Source organism: Pseudomonas sp. WS 5410, from assembly GCF_012985645.1.
Taxonomy (GTDB): Bacteria; Pseudomonadota; Gammaproteobacteria; order Pseudomonadales; family Pseudomonadaceae; genus Aquipseudomonas; species Aquipseudomonas shahriarae.
The window spans coordinates 332,291-356,324 of record NZ_JAAQWS010000003.1; the positions used below are offsets into that span (position 1 = coordinate 332,291).

General features: G+C 61.9%; 16 protein-coding genes and 1 tRNA gene. 2 read left to right on the top strand and 15 right to left on the bottom strand.

Annotation, left to right across the window (positions count from 1 at the left end):
- Positions 1-19: 19 nt before the first annotated feature.
- Together gabT and gabD are read right to left on the bottom strand one after the other, a co-directional pair.
- Positions 20-1,300: a 4-aminobutyrate--2-oxoglutarate transaminase gene (gene gabT, locus HBO24_RS07305; RefSeq protein WP_057436980.1), complete on the bottom strand. Its 1,281-nt coding sequence runs from the start codon at positions 1,298-1,300 to the stop codon at positions 20-22.
- 180 nt (positions 1,301-1,480) lie between these two features.
- Entirely contained in the window at positions 1,481-2,923 is a 1,443-nt protein-coding gene (gene gabD / locus HBO24_RS07310; protein WP_057957966.1) for an NADP-dependent succinate-semialdehyde dehydrogenase, read from the bottom strand.
- Positions 2,924-3,292: 369 nt separating this feature from the next.
- Between gabD and HBO24_RS07315 the strand changes: the two genes are divergently transcribed.
- Positions 3,293-3,369 (top strand) — tRNA-Arg (locus HBO24_RS07315).
- Between the two features lie 184 nt (positions 3,370-3,553).
- Here the strand turns inward: HBO24_RS07315 and HBO24_RS07320 are convergent.
- A complete protein-coding gene (locus tag HBO24_RS07320; protein ID WP_057436977.1) occupies positions 3,554-3,928 on the bottom strand; it encodes a nuclear transport factor 2 family protein in 375 nt (124 codons plus the stop codon).
- Between the two features lie 108 nt (positions 3,929-4,036).
- On the opposite strand from HBO24_RS07320, the gene HBO24_RS07325 reads away from it, so the two are divergent.
- On the top strand, positions 4,037-4,939 hold the full coding sequence (locus HBO24_RS07325; protein ID WP_232544802.1) for a LysR substrate-binding domain-containing protein: 903 nt from the start codon (positions 4,037-4,039) through the stop codon (positions 4,937-4,939).
- A gap of 101 nt (positions 4,940-5,040) precedes the next feature.
- Here HBO24_RS07325 and HBO24_RS07330 read toward each other — a convergent pair whose 3' ends face one another.
- The 12 genes from HBO24_RS07330 to HBO24_RS07385 all read right to left on the bottom strand — a co-directional run bounded on the left by HBO24_RS07330 (position 5,041) and on the right by HBO24_RS07385 (position 24,034).
- On the bottom strand, positions 5,041-5,643 hold the full coding sequence (locus HBO24_RS07330; RefSeq protein ID WP_057436973.1) for a hypothetical protein: 603 nt from the start codon (positions 5,641-5,643) through the stop codon (positions 5,041-5,043).
- Positions 5,640-6,212: an RNA polymerase sigma factor gene (locus tag HBO24_RS07335; RefSeq protein ID WP_057436971.1), complete on the bottom strand. Its 573-nt coding sequence runs from the start codon at positions 6,210-6,212 to the stop codon at positions 5,640-5,642. Before HBO24_RS07335 ends, HBO24_RS07330 begins: the two co-directional genes overlap by 4 nt.
- A gap of 94 nt (positions 6,213-6,306) precedes the next feature.
- Positions 6,307-7,938, bottom strand: a complete 1,632-nt coding sequence (locus HBO24_RS07340) for a VWA domain-containing protein (RefSeq protein ID WP_170059499.1) — start codon at positions 7,936-7,938, stop codon at positions 6,307-6,309.
- 203 nt (positions 7,939-8,141) lie between these two features.
- Entirely contained in the window at positions 8,142-8,792 is a 651-nt protein-coding gene (locus tag HBO24_RS07345; protein WP_057436967.1) for a DUF799 domain-containing protein, read from the bottom strand.
- On the bottom strand, positions 8,789-9,151 hold the full coding sequence (locus HBO24_RS07350) for a DUF4810 domain-containing protein (RefSeq protein WP_057957961.1): 363 nt from the start codon (positions 9,149-9,151) through the stop codon (positions 8,789-8,791). Before HBO24_RS07350 ends, HBO24_RS07345 begins: the two co-directional genes overlap by 4 nt.
- A gap of 29 nt (positions 9,152-9,180) precedes the next feature.
- Entirely contained in the window at positions 9,181-9,861 is a 681-nt protein-coding gene (locus HBO24_RS07355; protein ID WP_057436965.1) for a CsgG/HfaB family protein, read from the bottom strand.
- Between the two features lie 31 nt (positions 9,862-9,892).
- Complete coding sequence (locus tag HBO24_RS07360) at positions 9,893-10,474, bottom strand: hypothetical protein (protein WP_057437666.1); 582 nt, start codon at positions 10,472-10,474, stop codon at positions 9,893-9,895.
- 140 nt (positions 10,475-10,614) lie between these two features.
- A complete protein-coding gene (locus HBO24_RS07365) occupies positions 10,615-13,188 on the bottom strand; it encodes an autotransporter outer membrane beta-barrel domain-containing protein (RefSeq protein ID WP_170059500.1) in 2,574 nt (857 codons plus the stop codon).
- A 62-nt stretch (positions 13,189-13,250) separates the two neighbouring features.
- Entirely contained in the window at positions 13,251-13,817 is a 567-nt protein-coding gene (locus HBO24_RS07370; protein ID WP_170059501.1) for a hypothetical protein, read from the bottom strand.
- A gap of 46 nt (positions 13,818-13,863) precedes the next feature.
- Positions 13,864-14,145: a hypothetical protein gene (locus HBO24_RS07375; protein ID WP_152987907.1), complete on the bottom strand. Its 282-nt coding sequence runs from the start codon at positions 14,143-14,145 to the stop codon at positions 13,864-13,866.
- Positions 14,142-15,008 carry a PoNe immunity protein domain-containing protein gene (locus HBO24_RS07380; protein ID WP_169960009.1) on the bottom strand — a complete coding sequence of 289 codons (867 nt, stop codon included), beginning with the start codon at positions 15,006-15,008 and terminating at the stop codon, positions 14,142-14,144. The genes HBO24_RS07375 and HBO24_RS07380 overlap by 4 nt, the downstream gene beginning before the upstream one ends.
- Positions 15,005-24,034, bottom strand: a complete 9,030-nt coding sequence (locus tag HBO24_RS07385; RefSeq protein ID WP_170059502.1) for a hemagglutinin repeat-containing protein — start codon at positions 24,032-24,034, stop codon at positions 15,005-15,007. Before HBO24_RS07385 ends, HBO24_RS07380 begins: the two co-directional genes overlap by 4 nt.

Sequence of the window (24,034 nt, forward strand, 5' to 3'; positions counted from 1 at the left end):
CGATCCAGCCAACCTGCACTTACAGCTCGGAGAAGCACTCTTCGATGATCGCCAAACCTTTGTCCAACTGCTCGTCCGGCGAGGTCAGCGGGACCAGCACGCGCAACACGTTGCCGTAGGTGCCGCACGACAGCAGGATCAGGCCCTTGTCACGCGCCTTGGCAACCACCGCGGCCACCGCAGCAGCGTTCGGCTTGTGGCTGTCGCCGTCCTCGAACAGCTCGACCGCGATCATCGCGCCCAGGGCACGCACTTCGCCGATCACCGGGTACTTGGCCTGGATGGCTTTCAGGCCAGTGACCAGACGCTCGCCAACAGCCTTGCAGCGGTCCAGCAGATGCTCTTCTTCGAACACTTCCATCACGGCCAGGGCCGCGGCGCACGCGATCGGGCTACCGGCATAGGTGCCACCCAGGCCACCTGGGGCAATGGCGTCCATGTATTCTGCCTTGCCGCACACGCCAGCCAGCGGGAAGCCGCCCGCGATGGATTTGGCAAAGGTGGTCAGGTCGGCAGCAACGCCCATCTGCTCCATGGCAAAGAAGGTCCCGGTACGGCCGGCACCGGTTTGCACTTCGTCGGCGATCAGCAGGATGCCGTGCTTGTCGCACAGTTCGCGCAGGCGCTTCATGAAGGCTTTAGGCGCTACGTAGAAACCGCCCTCGCCCTGTACCGGCTCGATGATGATGGCAGCAATATCACGCGGCTCGGCATCGTTCTTGAAGATGCGTTCGATGCTAGCGATGGAGTCGTCGATGCTCACGCCGTGCAACTCGTTCGGGTACAGCGCACGGAAGATACCGCCTGGCATCAGGCCCATGCCAGCGGAGTACGGTACAACCTTGCCGGTCAGGCCCAGGGTCATCATGGTGCGGCCGTGGTAAGCGCCGGTGAAAGCGATCACGCCGGCACGGCCAGTCGCGGCACGCGCAATTTTCACGGCGTTTTCCACGGCTTCGGAACCGGTGGTGACCAGCAGGGTTTTCTTGGCGAAATCACCTGGCACCTTGGCGTTAACTTTTTCGCACAGCTCCACGTACGGCTCGTAAGCCAGGACCTGGAAGCAGGTGTGGGTCAGCTTGTTCAACTGCTCGGTCACGGCCGCGATGATTTTCGGGTGCAGGTGACCGGTGTTCAGTACGGCGATGCCGCCGGCGAAGTCGATAAACTCGCGACCTTCAACGTCAGTCACGGTGGCGTTCTTCGCGGATTCGGCGAAGATCGGGTGAATCTGGCCAACACCGCGCGGTACAGCGGCTTCGCGGCGTTTCATCAAGGAAGCGTTGGTCTTGTTGCTCATAAAGTCCTCATTCGCCACTCATCGGGTGGCGTGGTCCAAGGAATACGTGACGGGGAGGCAACTACGGCAGCATGCGATGATCGACTGCCACAGCTTTCCCGGCCACTTCGAATAACGGTTTGAAGCACGCAAAGGGACAGCGCTCTCGTGCCCTTTGCGTTTGCAGCGATACCTTGCCGGTTAGATACCCAGGCAGAGGTATTTGATTTCCAGGTAATCCTCGATACCGTACTTGGAGCCTTCACGGCCCAGGCCCGACGCCTTAATACCGCCGAACGGCGCCACTTCGTTGGAGATCAGCCCGGTGTTGACGCCGACCATGCCGTATTCCAAGGCCTCGGCCACACGGAACACACGGCCCAGGTCGCGGGCATAGAAGTAGGAGGCCAGGCCAAATTCGGTGTCGTTAGACATCGCGATCACTTCGGCTTCGTCTTTGAAGCGGAACAACGGCGCCAGCGGGCCGAAGGTTTCTTCCTTGGCCACGGCAGCGTTTTTCGGCACGTTGGTGAGAATGGTCGGCTCGAAGAAGTTGCCTTCCATAACCTTACCGCCCGCCAACAGGGTCGCACCTTTGCTCAAGGCATCGGCGATGTGTTCCTGGACCTTGGCCACGGCTTTTTCGTCGATCAGCGGGCCAGTCGTGGTGCCTTCTTCCAGACCGTTGCCGATCTTCAATTTGGCTACGGCCACTTTGAGTTTTTCCGCGAACGCGTCGTACACCGAATCCTGGATGTACAGGCGGTTGGCGCACACGCACGTCTGGCCGTTGTTGCGGTACTTGGAGATGATCGCGCCTTCGACGGCCTTATCCAGGTCGGCGTCGTCGAACACGATGAACGGCGCGTTGCCGCCCAGTTCCAGGGAAACTTTCTTGATGTCCTTGGCGCATTCGGCCATCAACTGGCGACCGATTTCGGTCGAGCCGGTGAAGGACAATTTACGCACGGTCGGGTTGCTGGTCAGCTCGCTGCCGATATCGCCAGCGCTGCCGGAGACCACACTGAACACGCCGTTTGGAATCCCGGCACGCTGGGCCAGCTCAGCCAGGGCAAACGCCGAGAACGGGGTTTGCGACGCAGGCTTGAGGACCATGGTGCAACCGGCAGCCAGGGCCGGGCCGGCTTTACGGGTGATCATCGCGGCCGGGAAGTTCCACGGCGTGATGGCGGCGGTGACGCCGATCGGCTGCTTCATCACGATCAGGCGCTTGTCTGGCTGATGGCCAGGGATCACGTCCCCGTAGATACGCTTGGCCTCTTCGGCGAACCACTCGATAAACGAAGCGGCGTAGACGATTTCGCCCTTGGCTTCGGCCAGCGGCTTGCCCTGCTCCAGGGTCATCAGACGCGCCAGGTCATCCTGGTTCTCGATGATCAGCTCGAACCAGCGACGCAGCTTGTTTGCACGGTCCTTGGCAGTCAGTGCGCGCCAGGCCGGCAAGGCCTTGTCGGCGGCTTCGATGGCACGACGGGTTTCGGCGGCGCCCATCTTCGGCACGGTGCCCAGGATCTCGCCAGTCGCGGGGTTGTTGACCTTGATCGTTTGACCGTTGTCCGCATCGACCCAAGCGCCATCAATAAAGGCTTGCTGGCGGAACAACTGGGTGTCTTTAAGCTGCATGTCGGCTTTCCTTAACAGCACCGCGCGCGCGCGGGGCAAATTAGAGTTGTTGAAAGGCGCCTCGAAGGCTGCCGTCAGGGAAATCAGTCACTGGGCGCAAGCTGAAACATCGCGCACGGGAGACAGTGCGTTTGAAATCTCAAACGAATCCTAGGATCAATGGGGGGGCAGGGCAATAGTCTGTTCGAAAAAAAGAACGAAAACGGCGCATTAGCCGAATTATTCTGACAGGCGCACAACAGCCGGATTCAGCGCCAAGGGCACACACCGCCCGGTACAGAGCCTCGCCGCTCCAGAATCCTACCGGCAGACGGCCAAAAACCAGCATGGACGCCCAAGGTCGACATGGGTATGATGGCGCCCGCACAAGCATCCGTAGCTCAGCTGGATAGAGTACTGCCCTCCGAAGGCAGGGGTCGTGGGTTCGAATCCCGCCGGGTGCACCAGATACAGAAAAAAGCCCCAGGTCGCAAGACCTGGGGCTTTTTTGTGGGCGCTGTCACAAAGACTCTTCTGCCGGCCATATCCAACTAGGCAAAGCGCTTTTGCGTTGTAAGTTGGAGTGCGTAAACTGGCAACGCGAAGAGTGCACTACATAAGTTTGTTCTCATTTTGCATCTGGCCGTTAGCTTACTGAGTTGTCACTTCACCGGCCTTGTGAAAGAGCTTGGCGAAGATCATCCACTGGCCATCGACTTTCATCAAGTTCAAGTAGTCGACCATGACGTTATTGAATAGGCGCAAACGCACTTTAACGATGGCCATTTCCGCAGACATCACATCAATCATCAACACTTCATCAAGTTGTGGAAAACCACCTTCCTGTGGCGACTGACGGCCTTGAACCATGGCCCTGTACTCATCAAAAGACCGGACGACCACGGTCGAGTCTTGTGCGCTATATAACACGCAACCCCGATGAAAGACCCGATCAAACAGATTCAAGTCCTGGGTTTGCAATACATCAAAGTAGTTTTTCAGAAACGACTGGATTTCATTGATCATGGCGAACAACTCCCGCTTTATTAGCATGACATTATTTAAATAATTAAATCGTCGCTATTATCGGTATCTCGCTCGCTTCACGTATAGCGGCTATTATTAGACTTTTCCGTGAAAGGAATTCACCTATTGAAGCTCCCTCCACTCGCCGCATTGCGCGCCTTCGAGGCTTTGGCCCGGCTGGGCAAGGTGAATTTGGCGGCCGTTGAGCTGCACGTGACCCACAGTGCCGTCAGCCATCAGATTGGCTCTCTTGAAGAGTATTTGGGTATTGCCTTGGTGATGCGCAGCGGACGTTCCCTGGTGTTGACGGAAGAGGGGCGCATTTATGCCTACCAGATCAGGCAGGCGCTGGGTGAAATCGCCGGGGTCACAGAGAAGTTTCTGGCGAGAAGCAATTTCCCGCAACTGACCCTGTCAGTGCTGCCCTCCTATGCCATGCACTGGTTATTGCCGCGCTTGCACGGTTTTATGAGTGCCCATCCCGGGTTGCGCCTGAAATTGGAATCGACCATGGCGTTCGCCGGTTTAGAACAGGGCCTGGTCAATTGCGCAATCCGCTTCGGTCACGGCCAATGGCCCGATATGCATTGCGAAACACTGATGAGCGACTCATTGCTGGTGGTCGCTGCTCGCGACTTCAACCACGGTGTATTGCCAGACACGCCGCACGCCATCCTCGAGCAGCCACTGCTACACGCCAGTGAAAGCTGGGCAACCTGGCTGTGCGCCGCAGGCGTGGAGGGACAGCGCCCTCACGCCTCGCTGGAGTTCACCGACTCCACCTTGCTGCTCGAAGCGGTACGGCTCGGGCACGGCGTCGCATTGACGCGCCGCTCGATCGCCCATTCACTGATTCAACGTGGGGAGCTGGTCAAACTCACCGACATCGAACCGGCGCATTCTTCGAGCTACTACCTGGTCTGGCCACTGGGGATTAAACGTTCGGCGCAATTAACCTCCCTGCACAGCTGGCTCAAAGACCAAGTCGTGGCGTATCAAGACAGCCTATAAAACCGCTGCCTGTAGGTCTTAGTTCAAATCGGGCCGGGAGCCGCAGATACAGACGAAAAGCCCCAGGTCGCAAGACCTGGGGCTTTTTGGTGGGCGCGGGTTCAACGCTTTTGCAACGCTTCCAACCGGGCGGGCAGGTCTTCGTCAGGAAAGCGCTTGTGCAGCGCCAGCAGCTTCTCATCCGCCGCCCTGCTCTCTCCCGCCTCGCGCAGATGCACAATCTCCTCAAGCCCCTGCTCCAGGGACTGCGGTTTGGCGGCTATCTGCTTGCTCATTTTCGCCACGGGCTCATCGGCCACGACCGCCGCCATCTCGGCCTGGACCGACGCGCTGTCAGCCTGTGGTGCCATCGCCATACGGGCCATGGGCGCGGGGGCGGCTGGGGCAGACAGTGCCTGCGGCGGTGGCGCAGCGGCATATTCGGCGGCTTCGGGCAGGTCGATATCAGGTACTGGCGAGCGCATTACCACGCCAATCATCAGTGCGACCCCGGCCACGGTGGCAAACGCCATCTGCCAGCGTGGTCGTTGGCAGGCTTGCAGCCAGCGTTGCCACAGGTTTGGCCCGGGTGCCGGTGCTTCGCGGCGGGCGGCGGCGAGGATGAAGGCGTCGAGGGACGCAGGCGGCTCGTTGGCGCTGTGTTGGCGAAAGTGCTGGATCAGCCCTTCGTCAGTCGGATCCTGGGGGTGTCGGGAGTCAGTCATACGGGTACCTCCTCGGCCAGCAGCCGACGCAATTTCTGCTGGGCGTAACGCAAGCGGCTTTTTACCGTTTCCAGTGGGCTGCCGGTCAGGGCGGCGATTTGTGGCAGTTCCAGGTCGCCGTGCAGGCGCAGCATAAACACTTCGCGCTGGTCTTCGGGCAGGTCTTGCAACGCTGCATCGAGACGGCCCTGGTCGCGGCTCAGGCTCAGTTGCTGCTCGGGGCCGGCGCCGGCGTCGGGCTGGGCGTGCAGTTGTTCGTCGTAGCTGTCGTGCAGCGGGTTGTGGATGCCGTGCTTGCGCCAATGGTCGATCAGGCGGTTGCGGGCAATCTGGAACAGCCAGGTACGAAAACTCGCGCGGCCTTGTGGCTGGGTAGTGCTGCGGATCAGGCTGAGCCAGGTGTCCTGGTAGATTTCCTCAGCCAGTTCGGCCTTATTGCAGAGGCCCACGAGAAACCGGTAAAGGCCCTGGCGGTGCCGGGCATAAAGGATTTCGAAGGCGCCTGCATCGCCGCTGCGGTAGCGGGCCAGCAGCGATTCGTCGCTGGGTGGATCATCTGGTACGGCCATGTTAAGTGGCGAACTCCTTTCGATGGATCACTGCAGATTACCTGTGGGAGCCGGGCAAGCCAGCTCCCACATTAGAGCTGTATCGTGTGCAAGATCAGTGTTTGAGGCTCTGGGCCAGTTCCACCAACTGTACGAATTCATTACGCAGGCCGTAGGGATCATCACCCCGGGCCGAGCGGGCCAGGGCGGCGGTGTCTTTTAGGCTCATGCTGCCAGTGTAGCGGCCATCGCCCTTGAGCTGTTGGGCGAAGGCGGCCACGGCGGCCGAGAAGCGCAGGTCGTCGCTGGGCGTGTGTTGAGCACTCTTGATCGGGTGTTCGATCAGGCGACTGCTGCCACCCGCCGCCGGCTTGTAGCGTACCCGCAACATGGCCAGTTCTGTGGCGTTGCCCTCGCCAGCCTTGGCCTGGGTATAGCGCAGCGGTTCCAGCCAGCCTTTTGACCCCTTGGGTACGATTTCATACAGCGCTGTCACGGTATGCCCGGCACCGATTTCGCCGGCGTCCACCTTGTCATTGCTGAAATCCTCACGTTTCAAGGCGCGGTTTTCATAGCCCAGCAGGCGATATTCGCTGACCTGGGCCGGGTTGAATTCCACCTGCAGCTTTACATCCCGCGCCACCACGGCCAGGGTCGAGCTGAGTTGCTCCACCAGGACCTTGCGCGCTTCGCGCAGGTTGTCGATATAGGCGTAGTTGCCATCGCCCGCGTCGGCCAGTTGTTCCATCAGGTGTTCGTTGTAGTTGTCCACACCAAACCCCAGGGTGGTCAGGGATACCCCGCTTTTTCGCTGGTCCACGGCCATCTGCTTGAGGCTGTCGAAGTCGCTGATGCCGACGTTGAAGTCACCGTCGGTGGCCAGCAGGATGCGGTTGATACCTTGGTCGAGAAACCCTTCGCGGGCCATCTGGTAGGCCAGTTCGATGCCCGATGCGCCCGCCGTGGAGCCGCCGGCGGTCAGTTGCTCGATGGCGTTGCGGATGTTTGCCTTGTCACGCCCGAACGTGGGCTTGAGCACCACCCGCGACTCGCCGGCATACACCACCAGCGACACACGGTCCTGATCGCGCAGTTGGTCGACCAGCAGCTTGAGGGTGCTTTTCACCAGCGGCAGGCCTTCGCGGCGGTCCATGGAGCCGGAAACATCCACCAGGAACACCAGATTGGCCGGCGCCAGTTCGGCCACCGCACGCTCGGAGGCCTTGATGCCGACGCGCAGCAGGCGCGTATTGGGGTTCCAGGGGGTGGCGGCGACTTCGGTGGTCACGCCGAACGGTGAGCCATCGCTCGGCAGTGGGTAGTCGTAGGGGAAGTAATTGACCATTTCCTCAAGTCGCACGGCACCTTCGGGCGGCAGCTGGCCTTGGTTTAGGAAACGCCTGACATTGGCATAGCTGCCCGTATCGACATCGACGCTGAAGGTCGAGACCGGGGTTTCGGCAACGCTGTGCACCGGGTTGTCCGGCAGGTTTTGATACTGCTCACGCGGCTCCGCGCGGTACTCCATCGCCACAGCGTCATGCATGGCCATCGGTGCCGGCATCGCCATTCTTTTGAGCATGGCGCCCTGAGCCTGGACAGGCACGCTTTGCAGTTCGGGGACGGCAGCCGCTTCGGGCGCCTTGGCCTCGTCACGGGATGACAGCCCACACCCGGCAAGTGCCACCAGCAAGGTCACGGCAAAGCCCTGGGCAGCGGGGCGCAGGAGGAGAAGAGGATGGGACATGGGCTGAACCTCGTGTGTGAATGATGCGTTCACAAGGTCAGACGTAGGAGCGTCGGGATTCGGGTTAGCGTCTGGTCACTCAACCTATGTGGGAGCTGGCTTGACCTGCGATAGCGGTGGGCGAGTCAATACATACGGTGACTGACCTACCGCTATCGCGGGCAAGCCCGCTCCCACATTGGATCGGCAGTGACTGGTCCAGATCAGTCCGAGCCGTACTTGGGCGAGCGCGGGCCGTACAGGATCCCGGTGCGTTGCCCGGCCGACAATAGGCGCGCACTGGTGATACCAGCAATCGGGTGCGCCGCGTCGGTGGAGCTGTTGATCACTTGCTTGACCGCCGCAGTGATCAGCATGCCCACCAGGCCGCCGCCGTTGTTGTTGCCTTCCTCGCTGGACGCCCGTGCCGAGCCGGTCCACAGGGTGGTGCCGGTGCGCAGGTCGACCAGTTTGGCCGAGGCTGTCACGGAGGTGTCGCTGGTGATCAGCATGTACTTGGTGCCGTACTCGCTGACGGTGATGTACAGCGCCGCGTCTGCGCCGAAGATTTCATGCAGCTTGCCCGGCGGCACGCCCTGGATATCGTTGGCGGTGGTCAGGCCGTTCTGGCGGAAGGTTTCGTCCACCAGGGCAATCGGCATCACGTAGTAACCGGCTTCCGCTAACGGGTAGGTCACCTGCGATACCAGGCTGTAGGAGGCCTGCACTTCAGGGGACTCGTTGATCGGTGGCAGCACCAGGATCGACTTCGGCCGCGCCTGCTTGTAGGCCGAGTAATCGACGGTCTTGGGTGCCGCGCAACCGCCCAGCAAGGCCAGGGCGAGCAAGGCGCCGGTGAGTTTCAAAAAGCTCATTTCTTCACCTCTGGGGCCTTGGCGTTCTTGAGCAAAAAGTCCATGTAGGCAGCAGACTCGGGGAACAGCGCCTTCTCGGTGCGCAACTGCTGCACCATCTGGTCATCCTTGCCCATGCTCAGGTACAGCAAGCCCAGGTGGGCGTGGTAGCCCGGCGGGGCCTGGCGGCCACTGGCGTTGATCTTTTGCAGGTCGCGTTCCAGCGCTTCGACCTGGGCTTCCTTGGGCTCGCCCTTGAAGTACTCGTAAACCTGTGGCTGGTAGCTTTCCCATTGATACAGGGGCTTGGGTGCCGTCTGGCACCCTGCAACCAGCGCGGTTGCTGTCAGCATCAGCGCTAACTTAACTGCCTTGCTCATCCGTGTACTGCTCCTTGAAAACACTTAAATCAGTTACGCGGGTTCCAGGCGCCGGCGTTGATACCGTCGACCAGGCGGTTGATCGCTTCGCGCATGGCCAGGTCCAGGACCTTGCCATTGAGGGTGGAGTCATAGCTGGCGGTGCCGCCAAAGCCCACGACTTCACGGTTCGACAGCGCGTATTCACCGGCGCCCTGGGTGGAATACACCACTTCGGAGGTGCTGATGTTGACGATATTCAGGTTGATCTTGGCGTAGGCCACCTGGGTCTTGCCACGCCCGAGAATGCCGAACAACTGGCGGTCGCCGGTTTCTTTGCGGCCGAACTCGGTCACATCGCCGGTCACCACGTAGTCAGCACCCTTGAGGTTCTGGACGGTGCCCTTGATTTTCGCTTCCTGGGAGATTTCGCCCATGTTGTCGCGGTCCAGCACGCTGAAGCGGTTGGTCTGCTGCAAGTGGGTGATCAGGATGGTCTTGGCCTGGCCACCGAGGCGGTCCACGCCATCGGAGAAGATCCCGCGCATGTAGCTGGAGCGGTTATCGAACTTGCCCACGGCAATCGGCACGCGTACGCCGGAGTAGGCGACGCTGGCGCTGGCGACTTTTTCGATCGGCAGTGCGCGGGAGCTTTCCGTGGCGCAACCGGCCAGGGTCAGCAGTGCCGTGGCGGCAAGGCCGGACAGCAGGATTTTGCAGAGTGATTTCACAGGGTGCTCCTAGGTGAATAAATCCGGGGTATTAACGTGAGGGTATGGCGCGCAGGTCGTGCACGATGTAATTGCTCAAGCCACCGGTGAAATGGCGCTCGATATTGGCGTTGCCTTCATTGGTCAGGACCCCGCCAATGGTCTTCCATTGCTGCACCTGGCCGCCCCAGTTATTGGGCACTAGGCCACCCCGATCCTGGGCAAAATGCAGCACCTCGGCGTCGGCTTTCTTGACCTTGACCTTGTAGCCGAAGTCGATGCTTTGCAGGATGGTGTTGTCGTCGACCACCAGGCTGGTGATACCGCCCTTGGAGTCGAGGATATGGCGCACGTAGACGATATCCACGTCCAGCAGGTAGTCAGCGGTCTGCTTGCTGCTGGCGTAGCGCTTGGCCTTGAGCAGACGGTCGACCAGGTCGACGCCCAGTTGCTCGCGGACTTTGGCGTCCGACATGAAAATTCGGCCCTGCCCCACCACTTTGACGTCGAAGGTATCGACCCAGAAGGTGGCAGTCTTGGGAATGGTCACGGGTGCTGGAGAGATGTAGTACGGGGGTTTGGAAGCGCAGCCGGCCAGAAAGGAAAGAGCCAGCAGCAAGGCAAAAATGCGCATCTTCAAATTCATCCCTGATTAAGTGCTGCGCATTTTACGGGGTTGAGAGCGGTTCTCAAGTTGTTTCGCACTGGTGGGAGCAGGCTTATGTGGGAGCAGGCTTGCCAGTTCCCACACAAGCTCGCTCCTACCAGGACGGTTTAGAACGCGTAACGGGCCTTGAGCATGACGCCATCGGCATCAAACCCGCTGCGAGCCTGGCGGGTGTAGCTGGCGCCGACGCTGAACGCCGAGACCTGATAGTTCACACCCACGCTGGCTTCATAGCTGTCACGCGCCACCGAAGCGCCGGTCACGCTGAACGTCGAACCGCCGTTCACAAAGCTGGAAGTCTGCGCCACGCGATCACCCATCAGGTCGTGATAGGCCATCAAGGTCGCTTCCGGTTGCAGGGTGCCAGCACCCAGCGCCAGGTTGCCTGCCACACGCAGGCCGGCGCCCAGTTCACCGACTTCGTAACGCTGGGAACCGGTGTTCAGGGCTGCCGAAGAGCCCTTCTCATGCAGGCTCTCCATGTGCACGCTGGAGTAACGCGCGGCGACACGCGGTTCGATCAGCACACTGTCCGACGCTTTGAAGCTGTAGCCGCCGATCACGCTGGCCGACAACGCCTGGCTGTCGTAGCTGCCCTTGGCCGTGGTGCCGGCGATGTGGCGCTTGCTGTCGTTGTCGTTGACGCCGTAGCTCAGGCTGCCATCGACAAACCAGTTCTGCAGCGACCAGTTGCCATACAGCGACAGCGCGTTGCCCTGCACTTCAGTCTTGTTGCCCAGGTCCGAATGGATATTGGAGTTGAGGTAGCTGTACGCCACACCCACACGGGTGCTGTCGTTCAAACGCCCGTCCACGCCGACGGCCACGCCGCTGCTGTTGGCCGAGTAACCGTTATCGCCACCGCGACCGTCCTGGTCCATGTTGCTGCTCAGGCCTTGCACCCACACGCCGCCACGCTCGCTGCCATCGCGCTGACCGGCCAGGCGGTTGAGGATCGCGCCGTTGATCACGGTCTGCCCGGACAGGGCTACGTCCAGCGCACCACGGTTTACGTCAGGCTTGAGCTGTTCGCCAATCTGCGCCAGTTGCTGGGCGCTGCCGGCGTTGGCCACGGCCTGGAACACTGCGTCGTCCTGGCTCAGTTGCCCCAGCACTTCGTTTTTCAGCAGGTTCACGGCGGTGACTGCCGAGGTGCTGGCGCCCACGCCGCCGAGGTCGGTTTGCACCTGCTCGTCTGGCTTCAAGCCCACCACGGCCTTGACCGTCTGCGCATCGGCCGAGTAGCTGAGCACATCGAGCAACGACGAGCTGCTGGCGACCGTCAGGCCGTTGTTTTGCACGCTGCTGGCTTGCAGCAGGGTGTATTCGGTGCCGCTGGGGGCTGCGGTGAAATCACCGGGCTTGGCACTCAAGGTCACGTTGGAGCCCTGGGCGAAGTGCGCGGCGCCGCTGACCGTGAGGTAAGGCGTGGTCGGTACGACGCTATTGGACAGGCGCATATCAACCCCAGCGCCGCTGGCTACATTCAGGTCGCCAGTGATGGTGGTGCCGGCGCCGGACAGGTTCAACGAACCCGCGTTGACCGATACCGGGCTGCCAATGCGCGCGCCGGTAAAGTCGGCCTGGCCGTTGATGTTCACAGCCGTGACACCGATCACATCACCGACGATTTTGCCGCCGCTCCAGTTCAGGCTCGCCAGGTTGGCCGCGTCGATGGCGGTGCCGGAGTTGCTGCGGATTTCCCCGGCTTGCTGGTTGATCTCGAACGGCGTCAACTGGGACTTCGGGTTGACCTTGATCGCCGTCGCGTCGGCGCTGATCACGCCACGGTTGATCAGGCCGCGCTCACCGCTCGGCGAGGTGGTATTAAAGGTCGCGCGTTGCACGTTGAAGGCCATGGCGTTGCTGCCGCTGGCTTCGATGGTGCCGGTGTTGAGCAGGTAATCGTAGGTGCCCGCATCGAGCTGCACGGCAATCGCCTGCCCGCCGTTGACGGAAACCAGGCCGCTGTTTTCGATACGCAGGGGGTTGGTATCGGTTTCGATCTCGATCCCCAGGGCCTCTTCACCGGTAACGCGGAGGGTCCCGGAATTGAGCAGCTTGCCACCGATGGTCACCGGCAGGTTGTTGTGGGTATCGAGGATCAGGCCGTAGCCGTAGTAGGACGTGACATCCACCACACCGCTGTTGACCACGTCGCCCGCCACGGTGGTGCCGTTGAGGTAGATACCCTCGGCGTCGGATTCATCGCCGGAGCCGGGGACTTCGACCAGGGTGATGTTGCCCGAGTTGATGATGCTGCCGCCCACGTTGCTGGCACCGACTTCAAAGCCTTCGGCCCAAATGGTGTTGCTCAGGTGAATATTGCCGGCCTGGATGATATCGCCGGTGATGTTGCTGCCGGTGGTGGTGAGCATTTGATCCAGCGCCCCATCGACGATCAGGCCACGGATGGCTCGGCCGCTGGCATCCAGGGTGAGGTTGGCGTCGTTGCGCAGCGTGCCCTGGATATTCGTCAGGGCAATATTCACACCATCGGCACTGGGCTGGGTCGACACCACGTTGCGCGTGCCCACCAGGGTCACAGGCTCGTTGAACGTCTGGGAGACCCATACGTTGTTATGCCCGGTGCTGACGTCAAACTCCACCGCGCTGACTTGTGCGGCAACTGCGCTGACCATCATGGCCAACAGGGTTTTCTGGAACTGCTTGCGCTTCATTTGAAACTCCATTTACTACGGACAACACCGCCAATGTGCCCGGCGGTTGTAGGGTGCATGATTCAGGACGCGGGGACGGGGATGCGCTGCGCAGGGTCGGTGATGTCATAGGCATGCTGCTCACAGCCGGCGCCGACAATCACGAATTCCACCAGGTAAACCTTTTGCTTTTGCGGTTTGAACGCCGAGGTCATCGGGCCGCAGGCGTAGACCGTTTTTTCGGCGTAGCTGTAGTAGTTCGAGTCATACACTCGCGACTCGCCCAACACCTCGATCGTCTGCCCCGGATCGGCCAGTACTTCCAACTGCGGGAAGCGTTTGACGGCAGCGCTGTTGGCCACCTCGCTCATCTTGGCGATCCAGCCAAACACCTTGCCCCGACCAGAATCCACCACCGTGCCGAGGATCTCCGGCCGCTGATCGGCATCGCCGCCACGGCGCACGGAGAACTGCACGGGGTAAGTAAAGCCGGTGGCGCGCATGATCACTTTGGCGTGTTCGGCGTCCGCCACGACTTTGTTCTGCCGCAACTGCACGCCATCTTTCAACAGGCTGGGCGACGAGTCGCGGGCAGTGGAGTGGCAGCCCGCAAGGGCCAGGGCCGCGAGGATAAAGGCAACTTTTTTCATAAAGGGTCTTCCGTGGCAATAAAGGGCTGGGGTTGCCCTGCAAGAGTCAAAAACTCAAAAAGAACACGCCCCCATATAAAAACAGGGCAAAGCCGGCCAAGGCCGCGCGCCACTCCGGGTCGGCGTCCTTGCTCATGCCACCCGGTGCTATGGCCACCCGGGCGCCACGCGCATAGTTGTAAACCGCCTGGCCAAACCACAGCTGCACTAACACCATGGTCAAAAAACGCTTCCAACTGCCATCAAATCGCAAGAAGCCGTTCAACAACGCAGCCAGTACCAAAGCCACGCCAATGCCATGCCGGTACTGGTACAAGTGACGGCTCATTCATCCGAGCGCCCAAACAACCGCGCCAGCCAGCCGGCCTTTTCTACGCGGGCAGGAGCTGGTGCGGGGATAACGGCTTCACTGGGGTGGAGCAAGTCGGCAGGGTAATGTTCATGCCCGATACAAGCGCTGTCATCCAGCCCGAACGCCTTGACAGCGGCAACCGCCTCAAAGCACCAGCGGCCGAAGTAGCCTTCCATCTCAAGGGGGTGTTTTACCGGGTCACCATAAACGTACCACCAGGGTTGCTGTTTACCGCGCCGGTTCAACTCCGGGTACCAATGCTCTACGAACGCCAGCAACAGCAAGGCCTGTTGTTCCTGGGGTGCGTCGATTGCCTTGAGCAATCTTGAGTAAGGCTTGGCGTGCAGTAGCTGCTCCCCAATCACCCGCCCGGGCTCGCGGGCGGCGATGATTCGATCCAGCAGAACGTCGTGCCCACCTTCGCCGATCAAGGCAACCAGTCGACGCCACTGGTCGTCGGGAATCTCCAGCGCCAGCGCCAGGCTCACCAACCAGAAACACCAGATGTAGTGGCTGAGATCCGTCAGCTCGAAAGTCCAGTCTCGGCAAACCTGAAGATTGTTTTGTGCACAGACTTCGTGGGCAGCACTATTGGACATCTCCCAGGCGTCCAGCAGGAGCGGGAAACAGGTCGCGATCTCTACGACATTGCGCCCTTGGGAATAGGCTCTGATGCCTGAGGTCAAACTATCCTTGGCAACGTCGAACGCAAATTGCGGCCTATAGACGGGGTTGGCTGAGGGCTCCGCCAACAGCTTACGGGCCCGCTCAATCCACTGCTGGTCCTTTGACTCACGCCCCTCCCAATACTGCTTATCTCCCAGCGGTGCACGAATCATGGAAGAACCCCATTCAGATTTTTGGAAGGTAGTATTCTAGAGGTGTCTACCGGTTTGACCTTACCAAGCGCATCCAACACCTCAATTTCTGTCGAGCCATCCGGCCGCGATCTGACGACCCATGTTTCGGTACGGTTCATTTCGATGGCAGCCCGAACATCCCGGCTCTGCTCCCTGCCCACTGCACGGATCAGGCGATCACCGCCCAGCGTCCAGGCTGTGGAGCCTTGCTTGCCATCCAGCGTATTGCCCAGCCCCGAAGATCCGGACTTTTTGTCGGCGCTGACAAACTTGTATTCGATAACGACAAAGTCGACATCCGGGCGGCTGACCTTGTAAAGATCATCAACCCCCGTCTCACCCAAACCCGGTACCCGTGCCAATTTCTGTCCGTCTGGCACGATTTGCTTAACGGAACGCTCGCCAAACAAGTCGCCCATGACCCCTTTCTGTTCCCGGGTCAACACGCTCAGATCCATCAGCGGTTTGCCATCAGGACCAAAGATACCGCCACTTTTGAGCAGTGCCTGCTCGGCCGCTTCGTTGATGATACCGGTGAAGCGTTTGCCCACAGCCCCTGCCAGCTCGCCGGTCAGGCGGGTAGTGGTCGCGCCAGCACTACTGACACCCGCGCCGCCCAGGCCGAGGCCCACGCCGGTAGAGGTGGCGATCATCTCGTTCTGGCGCAGCACGTCGGCGCCATAGCCCTGCATGATATGCAGGGTGTCCAGATAGCCCTTGAGCCTCAGCTCTTCGGGCAAGCTCTGCACCGCCTCTACCGCCGCGATAAATTGCCGACCGCCACAGCTTGGGCAATTGACGGTACTCATCGCCCAAAGCGCCGTCTTGGAACCGAAACTGGCCAGATCCTCTACGGCATTGGCAATACCCTCGGCACTGCCCTGGCCCTTGGCATTGAGAATTTCGGCCATGTTTTTCGGGTCGTGCAGGTACTTGTAGGGGTCGACCAGTTCGATGTACTTGACCAGGTTCTCAACCGAGTTCCGGTCTTTCATCAGGCGCGACAGGCCCAACCGCTCATTGTTGTAATCGGCCAGGCTGACCTGGAACAGGTCAGCGCTTTTGGACTGCGAAAGCTCGCTGCGCAGGAAACTGGCGGCAGTCGTGGTGTTGCCATCCTCGGCACCCAACACGGTATTCCAGCCGCGATCGACCATCGCCGCGGCGGTGCGCAGCAACTCAATGCGCGCCTGCTGCTCGGTGATGCCTTGCTCGGCGGCGTAGCGATCGACGCGCTCTTTGTCGGAGGCGAACTTGATCTCGTCCGGGTGCAACTGACGGTTGTACCGATCCACGCTGGCCGCAGTGCCACCGCCCACAATGGCGCCGCCGGTGCCATGCCCGGAACCGACCGCCGTACCCACGCCGGAGGCAATCAGGGTAGCCACGGCCTTACGGTCGGCCTCTTTCATGCCACTGTCTTCCAGCGCTTGCAGAATCGAGGGCATCAGCGCCGCCGAGGCGCCTGCACCCAGCGCGCCGCTCTGCACATTGCCGCTGGAAAGCCCCAGGGCAGCCCCCGCCAATGCGTGCAACATAACGCGCGCTGCGCCGCCTTCGGCCCAGGCGGCCTTGGTCGCACTGTCGATGTCTTTGCGGTTTTTCTGCTCGTCGGCAAAACTCCCGATTTTATTGAAGATATCGCTGGCCGATGTATTGGCCACGATCCCCACCGCCGTGCCGCCGGTAGCGCCGCCCAGCCCGGCCGCAATCAGCCCGGACGCAATGTCAGCCATCAGTTTCTTGTCGCCACCCACCTGCCAGCGCAGCGCCTCGGCATTCGCCGCCTCGTACGCCTGGGCCGCAGCCCCCGCCGTTGGCGAGCCCGCGCTGGCCTGGTCTTTTGCCTCTTGCCCAAGCTTCTTGGCTTCATCCGCCTTGGCTTTGGCCACCGTACTGATCACACCGCTGGCCAATTGCGCCGAGCTTTGGATCAAGTCGATGCGCTCTTGCATGGCCTTTTCATCTGGGCGCTCGAGCTTCTGGTTGGCATTGGCGGTGTCGCGGTTCAGCCCCACCAGGTCATTGGCGCCCTCAGGGTTGCGGACCACAATCGTGCCCTCGCTGACCGCGCTGCGAGTGTGGCTGCGCTCGTCTTCCTTGAGCGCCACCGGAATACTGCCACCCGGCGAGGTGCCGCCGCTGCTGCTGAACGAAGCGGAGAGCCCCGCCGACTGGCTCTGGATCTCGCTGGTGTTCTTGATATCGCTGACGATCAAGCGATCGGTGCTCAAGCGGTTCTTCACCGCCGCCGCTTCGCTGGCAATCACCCCGCCCTGCAAGGTGGTGGTCTTGCCGACATTGATGTCGTAGCCCCCGGTACCCGCAAACAGGCCGGTCTGGTCGGTCACGGCCTTGTAGTCGCTGTTCATCTTGGCCGCAGCAATACTGGCCGAGCCGGCGACAGTGGAGCCGTAGCAGAACGGCGGGATGCAGATACTCGCGCCAAAGCCTGCACTGCTCTGCTTGCTGCGCGACGATTCGCTGTCCTGGCGCGAGAGGATATTGAGGTTGCCGCCGATGTCGGCCTGGATGCGGTCAGCGCGCACCTGGGCGCCGGCGAGGGTGGTATCGCCACCGCTTTTGAGCAGCAGCGAGCCGGTGTCCAGGGTGGTATTGACCTGGGTTACCGAGTTGCCATTGCCGTTGTTTTTCGCGCCCTGGGCGCCGAGGTCGAGGGTGAAACCGTTCTGCTCGCCGATGTTGAAGCTGGCGCCAATTGCAGTCTTGTTGGTCGAGCCATCGTTCTTGCGGTCGACAGTGTCCTGGGCGCTTTGCAGCAACACGTTGTTCTTGGCCAGCAACAAGGTGTTGGCGGCTTTCAGGCTGCTGCCGGTGATCTCGATATTGCCCTGGGTGCCGGGCGCTTCGCCGGTGGCGACAATCGACAGATCCTGCCCGGCATTGAGCGTGCTCTGGCGCGCCGTCAGGCTGTTGTACTCGCTGCTGGCCTTGCTGCGGGTGTTGGCCAGTTCGGTGCCAATCTTGATCAACGAACCGTTGCTGGGTGAGCCGCCCTGCTTGTTCTTGAAGCCGGCGCTCTGGCCGTTGGCGTCCGAGGCCTGGCCACCCAGGTTGTAGGCCGCCAGGGCGGCCTGGGCGATTTTCACCGCCTTGAGGCGCGGGTCATCGGCGTTCTTCGCCGCCTCGGTGGCATCGTGAATGCTGCGCGCGGTGTCGATCACCGCACCGCCAATCACCCGGCCCACGGCCAGGCTTTTGGAGCTGTCTTCGGTGGTTTGCCGCGCGGTTTCAGCGCCGGCGGTGATGGTCACGTTGGCGCCACTGAGGTCCATGTTCTTGGTGCTCACCAGATCACTGGCGACCACGTTCAATTCACGCCCGGCAATCAACGCAACGTTGCCTTCGCTGGAGCCAATGGTGCTGCCGGTCAGGGTGGTTTCCTGGGCGGTGCCGTTGTGTTTGCTGCTGCTGATGGACAGGTGCTGATTGCCGGTGATGTCGTCCAGGCCCAGCTTATTGCCGGTCAACACGCCGGTCAGGTCGCGGTTCTTTTCCTTGTGCATGTCGGTGCGCGAAAAGGTGTTCTGCGCCGCATCAATCGTCAGGTCACGCCCGGCCTGCACGGCCAGGTCGCCGGTGCTGACCAGCGCCGAGCCGGTCACTGTCGCATCCTGCCCCGCCACCACGCTGACCGTCTCGCCCGAGACCATGCTGCCCACGGCCACGGTGCGCTTCTCGTCGACCTTGTCCTGGACCTTGCTCGACTTCAGCCCGCCCCAACTGCTTTTGCTTTCCTTGCGCTCATGCCGGGCACTTTCGGCATCAGTCACCGCGACGATTTGCACATCCTTGCCCGCCACCAGTTTTGCCGCGCCTTTGTCGGCGGCCACGGTGCTACCCGCCAGCAGCAGGTTTTCACCGGCTACCAGGGTGCTGTTGCCGCCAGAGCTGACACTGCTGCCAACGTTGTTGATGGTGTCGGTCTCGTCGAGACGGAATTTTTTCCCCGAGGAGCTTTTCTTGGTCTTGCTGTAGAAGCTGTAGTCCTGATCCTCGGCGGCCCGCAGGGCCAGATTCTTGCCGGCCACCAGGTACGCTTCATTGCCGGCGCTGACGTTACTGGCGAGCAGCAGCAAATCTTCGCCCGCATTCAAGCTCACGTTGCCACCGGCCTTGAGCACGCTGGAAACCTGGCTTACGTGGTCCTCGATGCTCTTGACCTTTTTCGAGTTGTACGCCGAATGCTGCTCGTTGGCCGCCGCCGCCAGGGTCACATTGCGCACGCCGCCGACGCTCAGGTCGCGCTTGGCTTCGATCTGGCTGCCCACCGCGCTCACATCCCGCCCGGCGACCACATGGAAGTCACGCCCGGCTTCAACCACCGAGCCTTGCTGGGTGATGATCTCGTGACGCGAACGGCTGCCAATGGCGCCGCTGTCCAGGGTTTGTGCCGCGACGATATTGACGTCGCGCACCGCCTGGGCGGTGGTGTCGCCGCCGCTCTTGAGCGCGCCGCCCACACTGTTGATATCGCGCCCGGCCTGCATCGCCAGAGTGCTGGCCGACTCGATGCGCGCAGCGCTGTCGATAAAATCGCTGCGCTCGATGCGGTAGTCGCTGGCGCTCTGGTGCGTGGTGACGCTGCGCTCGTTGAGCAGGTCGGCACCGGCCACCAGGTTGACCTGCTGCCCGGCGATGATGCCGCCGGCACGGTTGTTGAGGTTCTTGCCGGTCAGCAGGTCGAGGCGGTTGCCAGCCTCCATCAACCCGCTGTTGTGCAAATCACCGCCAATATTGGCGCCCAGGTTGCTGGTAGCGCGCAGTGTGCCGACGTTGTTGAGGTTGGCGCCGGTCATCAGGTTCAGGTCGCTGCCGGAAATCAGTGCGCCATTGGGTGCCAGGCGGTTGCTGGCCTGGGCCAGGTAAAGCACCGGCACCAACACGTCTTGACCGGCAACGGTGGCGTTTTCCAGCCACACGATATCGTGGGTCAGGGCCGCCACTTGTTCGGCGGTGAGGCTCACGCCCACGGCCAGGTTCAGTTGCTGGCGAGCGCCGATGGCATTGTCCATCAGGTACTTGAACACACCGGCGTCGCTGGTCTGGCCGTCGATAAAGCGCTGGCCGGTGCGGGCAAGTACGGCTTGCTGGATCAGGCGCTGCTCGTAGAACCCATCGCCCAGGCGCTTCTGGCTGGCGTCGGGGTCGTAGCCCAGCTTGGCCAACATGTAATCCGAGCCCAGGAACTCAGCCATATTGGTCAGCTGCGAGTTGGTCTCGATCAGGTACTTGTGCGGGTTGGCGGCAAACTGGCTGTTGGGCAGGCCCTGTACACCACTGCCGTCGCTGAAGTGAAACAGGCCGTTCTGCCCGGTGGGCAAGCTGAAGCCCGGCAGGCCCAGCGGGTTGACTTGTTGCTGGGCGACATCCGGTGGCAATTGCCCGTTGAGCTTCACCTGGGTGGAGAAGCCAGGGGCGTTGGTGTCGGTCTTGGCGCCACTGCCGACGTAGGTGTAGCCGCCGCGCACCACGCTGTTGTCGATGCCGGCCTGGGCCTGGATATTCACCGCGCCGCCGGCCTGGATCACCGCAGCGTAGCGCTGGTCCGGAGCCGCCAGTTGGGTGGTTTTGGTCTCGCCCCATTGGCGCTCCATCGCGCCGATAAAGAACGCCATGGCCGCCTCCAGGCCCCCCAGGTTATTGGGGTTGTAGGCCGCGCCACCGATGGAATAACGCTGGGTAAATTGCGCGGCGGTCTGGTTGTAGCCCGACGGATCACGGGTGCGCTCGGAAGAAAATACGCGCTCGGTCAGGGTGTCGTGGGTTTCCAGGCCGAGGTTGGTCAACTGGTTGACCCGCGCCGTCAGGCTGCCGGCTGCAGCGATGCTACTGCTGCTGTTGAGCACATCGCCGCCGACCAGCAGCAGGTTGGCGCCGGAGGTAATGCTGGAGGCCGCGCTGGCGTCGGTGACCCTCAGGCGCTCTCGCTGGGCAATCAGGAACGGACGGTTTTCCTTGCCGCCTTCGCAGTCACCGCCGTTGACGTTTTCAATGCACTGCACCGGGCTGATCGAGGCGCTGTAGATCCCCGACTCGCTGGTCAGGACCGTGCGGATATTCTGGATGGTGCCGGCGGCCAGGCTCAGGTTGCCGTCACTCTGAATGCTCGACGAGCTGTTGATGATGCTGGTGGCGAACGCGCCCTTGCCGTCACGGTCGATGCTCAAGTTGCCCATGGCATAGATATCGGCAGCGAGGTTTTTCAGGCGATCGACCCGCAGGCTCATATCGCCGCCGCTGAACAGCAGGCCATTCTGGTTAAGCAGGCTGCCAGTGGTCAGGGTCATGGTGCGACCGCTGCCCAGGGTGCCGAGGTTGTTCAGCGCGGCGCTGGCCAGGCTGAAGTCCGTGGCGGCGGTCAGGCGGCCCGTGTTGTTGAGGGTGCCGCCCAGGGTCAGATCAAGGCTGCCGTTACTGGCGATTACGCCCTGGGTGGACCAGTTCTGGCCGGTGCCCTTGATGCGGTTGGCCGCGAGCAATTGGCCGCTGGTGGTTTGCTCGAGGGTGTCGACATTGACCGTGAGGTTGCCGGCCTGGATCAGGCTGCTGTTGGTCCAGTTGGTTTTGTCCAGGCTCAGGTCGCCCTGGGTCACCAGGCTGCCGCCGACGTTATCGAGGTTGATGCCGGCAATATCGAACACGCCGGTGCCGACATGCAGCACGCTGCCGCCCTGGTTCTGGAAGGTGCCGGCGGCCAGGCTCAAGTCGGCATTGGCCGCTTCCAGCTTGCCGCCGCTGTTATCCAAGGTACCGCCAATCGCCAGGCGGCTTTTGCCCGTGCTCCCCAGGGCGCGCAATTGCCCGCCCTGGTTGTTCAGGCTGGCGGCGGCGATGTCCAGGGTGCTGGCGCTTTCGATCAGGCCACGGTTGTTGAGGGCGCCCAGCAGGCTGAGGTCGACTTGCTGACCGGCGATCTGCCCGGCGTTATCGACGCTGCCGCCACTGAGGCGCACGCGCTGGCCGGCGAATACACCGCCGTTGCCGTTGTTGAAAACACCGGCGTTGATCAGCGCATCACCCGCCTTGGCCGAGAGCTTGCCCCCGGCGTTGTTCAGGCTGCCGACGGTGAGGTTCAGGCCGGCGTTTTCGCTGTGGATCAGGCCATCGTTGTCGTTTTGCACCAGGCCGCTGGCGTTCAGGGTCAGCCCAGCGTTTGCCGCCAGGGTGCCGCTGTTGCGGTTGTCCAGGCTGGCCGCCAATACCGTCAGCAAGGTTTGGCTGGTGAGTTTGCCGCCCTGGTTGTCGAGCGCGGCGACACGCTCGATCGACAGCGGGCCGGCGCTGGCCAGCTTGCCGTTGCGGTTGATCAGGTCGGCCAGCAGGTCGAGGGTCAGCGCGCCGTTGCCGGTGAGGCTGCCGGCGCTGTTGTCCAGGCTCTTGCCGCGCAGGGTGAATGCGGCGGCGCTGTCGATGGCGCCGCCCTGGCTGTTGTTGAGCGCGCCGCTGAGGGTCAGGGTTTGCGCTCCGGCGCTGGAGATCACGCCTTTGTTGCTGTTATCGAGGCTGTCGCCGGTGACGCTGAGGGTGTCGTGACTGACCACCGCGCCACCCTGGTTATTGACCTGCGCGACGTTGGCCTGCAACGCGCCGTCGCTGATGATTTCGCCCTGGCTGTTATGCAGCGCAGCGGCAGTCAACTGGGTGCTGCCGCTGGTCAGCAGGCGGCCTTTGTTGCGGTTATCCACAGTGCTGGCGGTGATGTCCAGGGCCTTTCTGGCACTGATGACGCCGCCCTGGTTATCCACGGTCTGGCTGGCCTTGACAGTGGCGGTACGGCTGGCAACCACACTGGCGTTATTGCGAATATCGCGGGCGTCGAGGCTGACGTCGCCGGTGGTGGTTCGGGTGTTATCGGGATTCACGCCGGCTTCGATGACGCCGTTGTTGGTCAACTGCCCGCCGCTGCTCAGGCGCACCGTGTCGCGGGCGGCGAGGCTTTTCTGGGTGTTCAGGTCGCCGCTGGTTGTCACCGTCAGGGCGGTGCCGGCGTAGGCCGGACCCTGGGCGTCGAGGCTTGCCGCCTTGACGTCAATCGCGCCACTGGCCGCCGCTTGCGCCATGCTCAGGTGCCCATTGGCATCGAGTTGGATATCGCCCGCGCTGGCCGCCAACGTGCCGTCCAGTTTCACCCCGACACCGGCCTCGGTGCCCACCAGCTTGATCGCGCCGGCATACATGCCGCCCAGGGCCGAGGAGTCAATCGCCAACTCCGGCTTGGCGCTGCCATCGTCGGCGCGCGCGGTGGCATTCAAGGTCTGTGCATTGACGTCGTTGCGCCCGGCAATCACGGTCAGGTTGCGGGCATTGATCTGCGCGTTGATCTTGGCCGTGCGGGTGATGATTTCGAAGCGGTCGACATTGCTCGCGTTTAAGCCCTGGCCGTCGATGGTCACCGCACCACCATCGACCTGGTAGCGGTCCAGGCGGCCGTTATCGAGGATCGGTTTGCCGGTGGTCAGGGTCACGTTGGGCGTATTGATAAAGCCGCAGCCGTTGCAGGTCACGCCATAGGGGTTGGCGACGATAACCTTGGCCGATTGGCCCGCCACCTCGGTATAGCCGCGCAGTTGGCTGGGGCTGCCGCCGTTGACTTCATTGAGGATGACATTCGCCGAGCCGCCCTTGAGGTTGGGGTTGCCGACGATAATCCCGCCCAGTTGGGTGGACTGCAACGGGCCGCCGGCGTTGTTGAGGATCACGCCATTGGGGCCGACGTTGTAGTCCTTGAAGTGGTTGTGGGACAGGCCGCTGCCATTGGGCGTGGCGATATTCACCACCGGCACCCCATTGCCCGCCGCGCCCACCGTCGTGCCGGGGCCGCTGACCACAATGCCGTCGGCCTGGGCCAGCAGCGGCTGCCAGAACAGCGCGTTGGCCAGGATCAGCACCAGGCCGCGCTTGGGCAGGCCGCAGAACGCGTCACGACGCTTCAAGGCAGCAGAAGGCAGGCGGGCGAGGAAGGCAAACTGGCGGACGTCCAT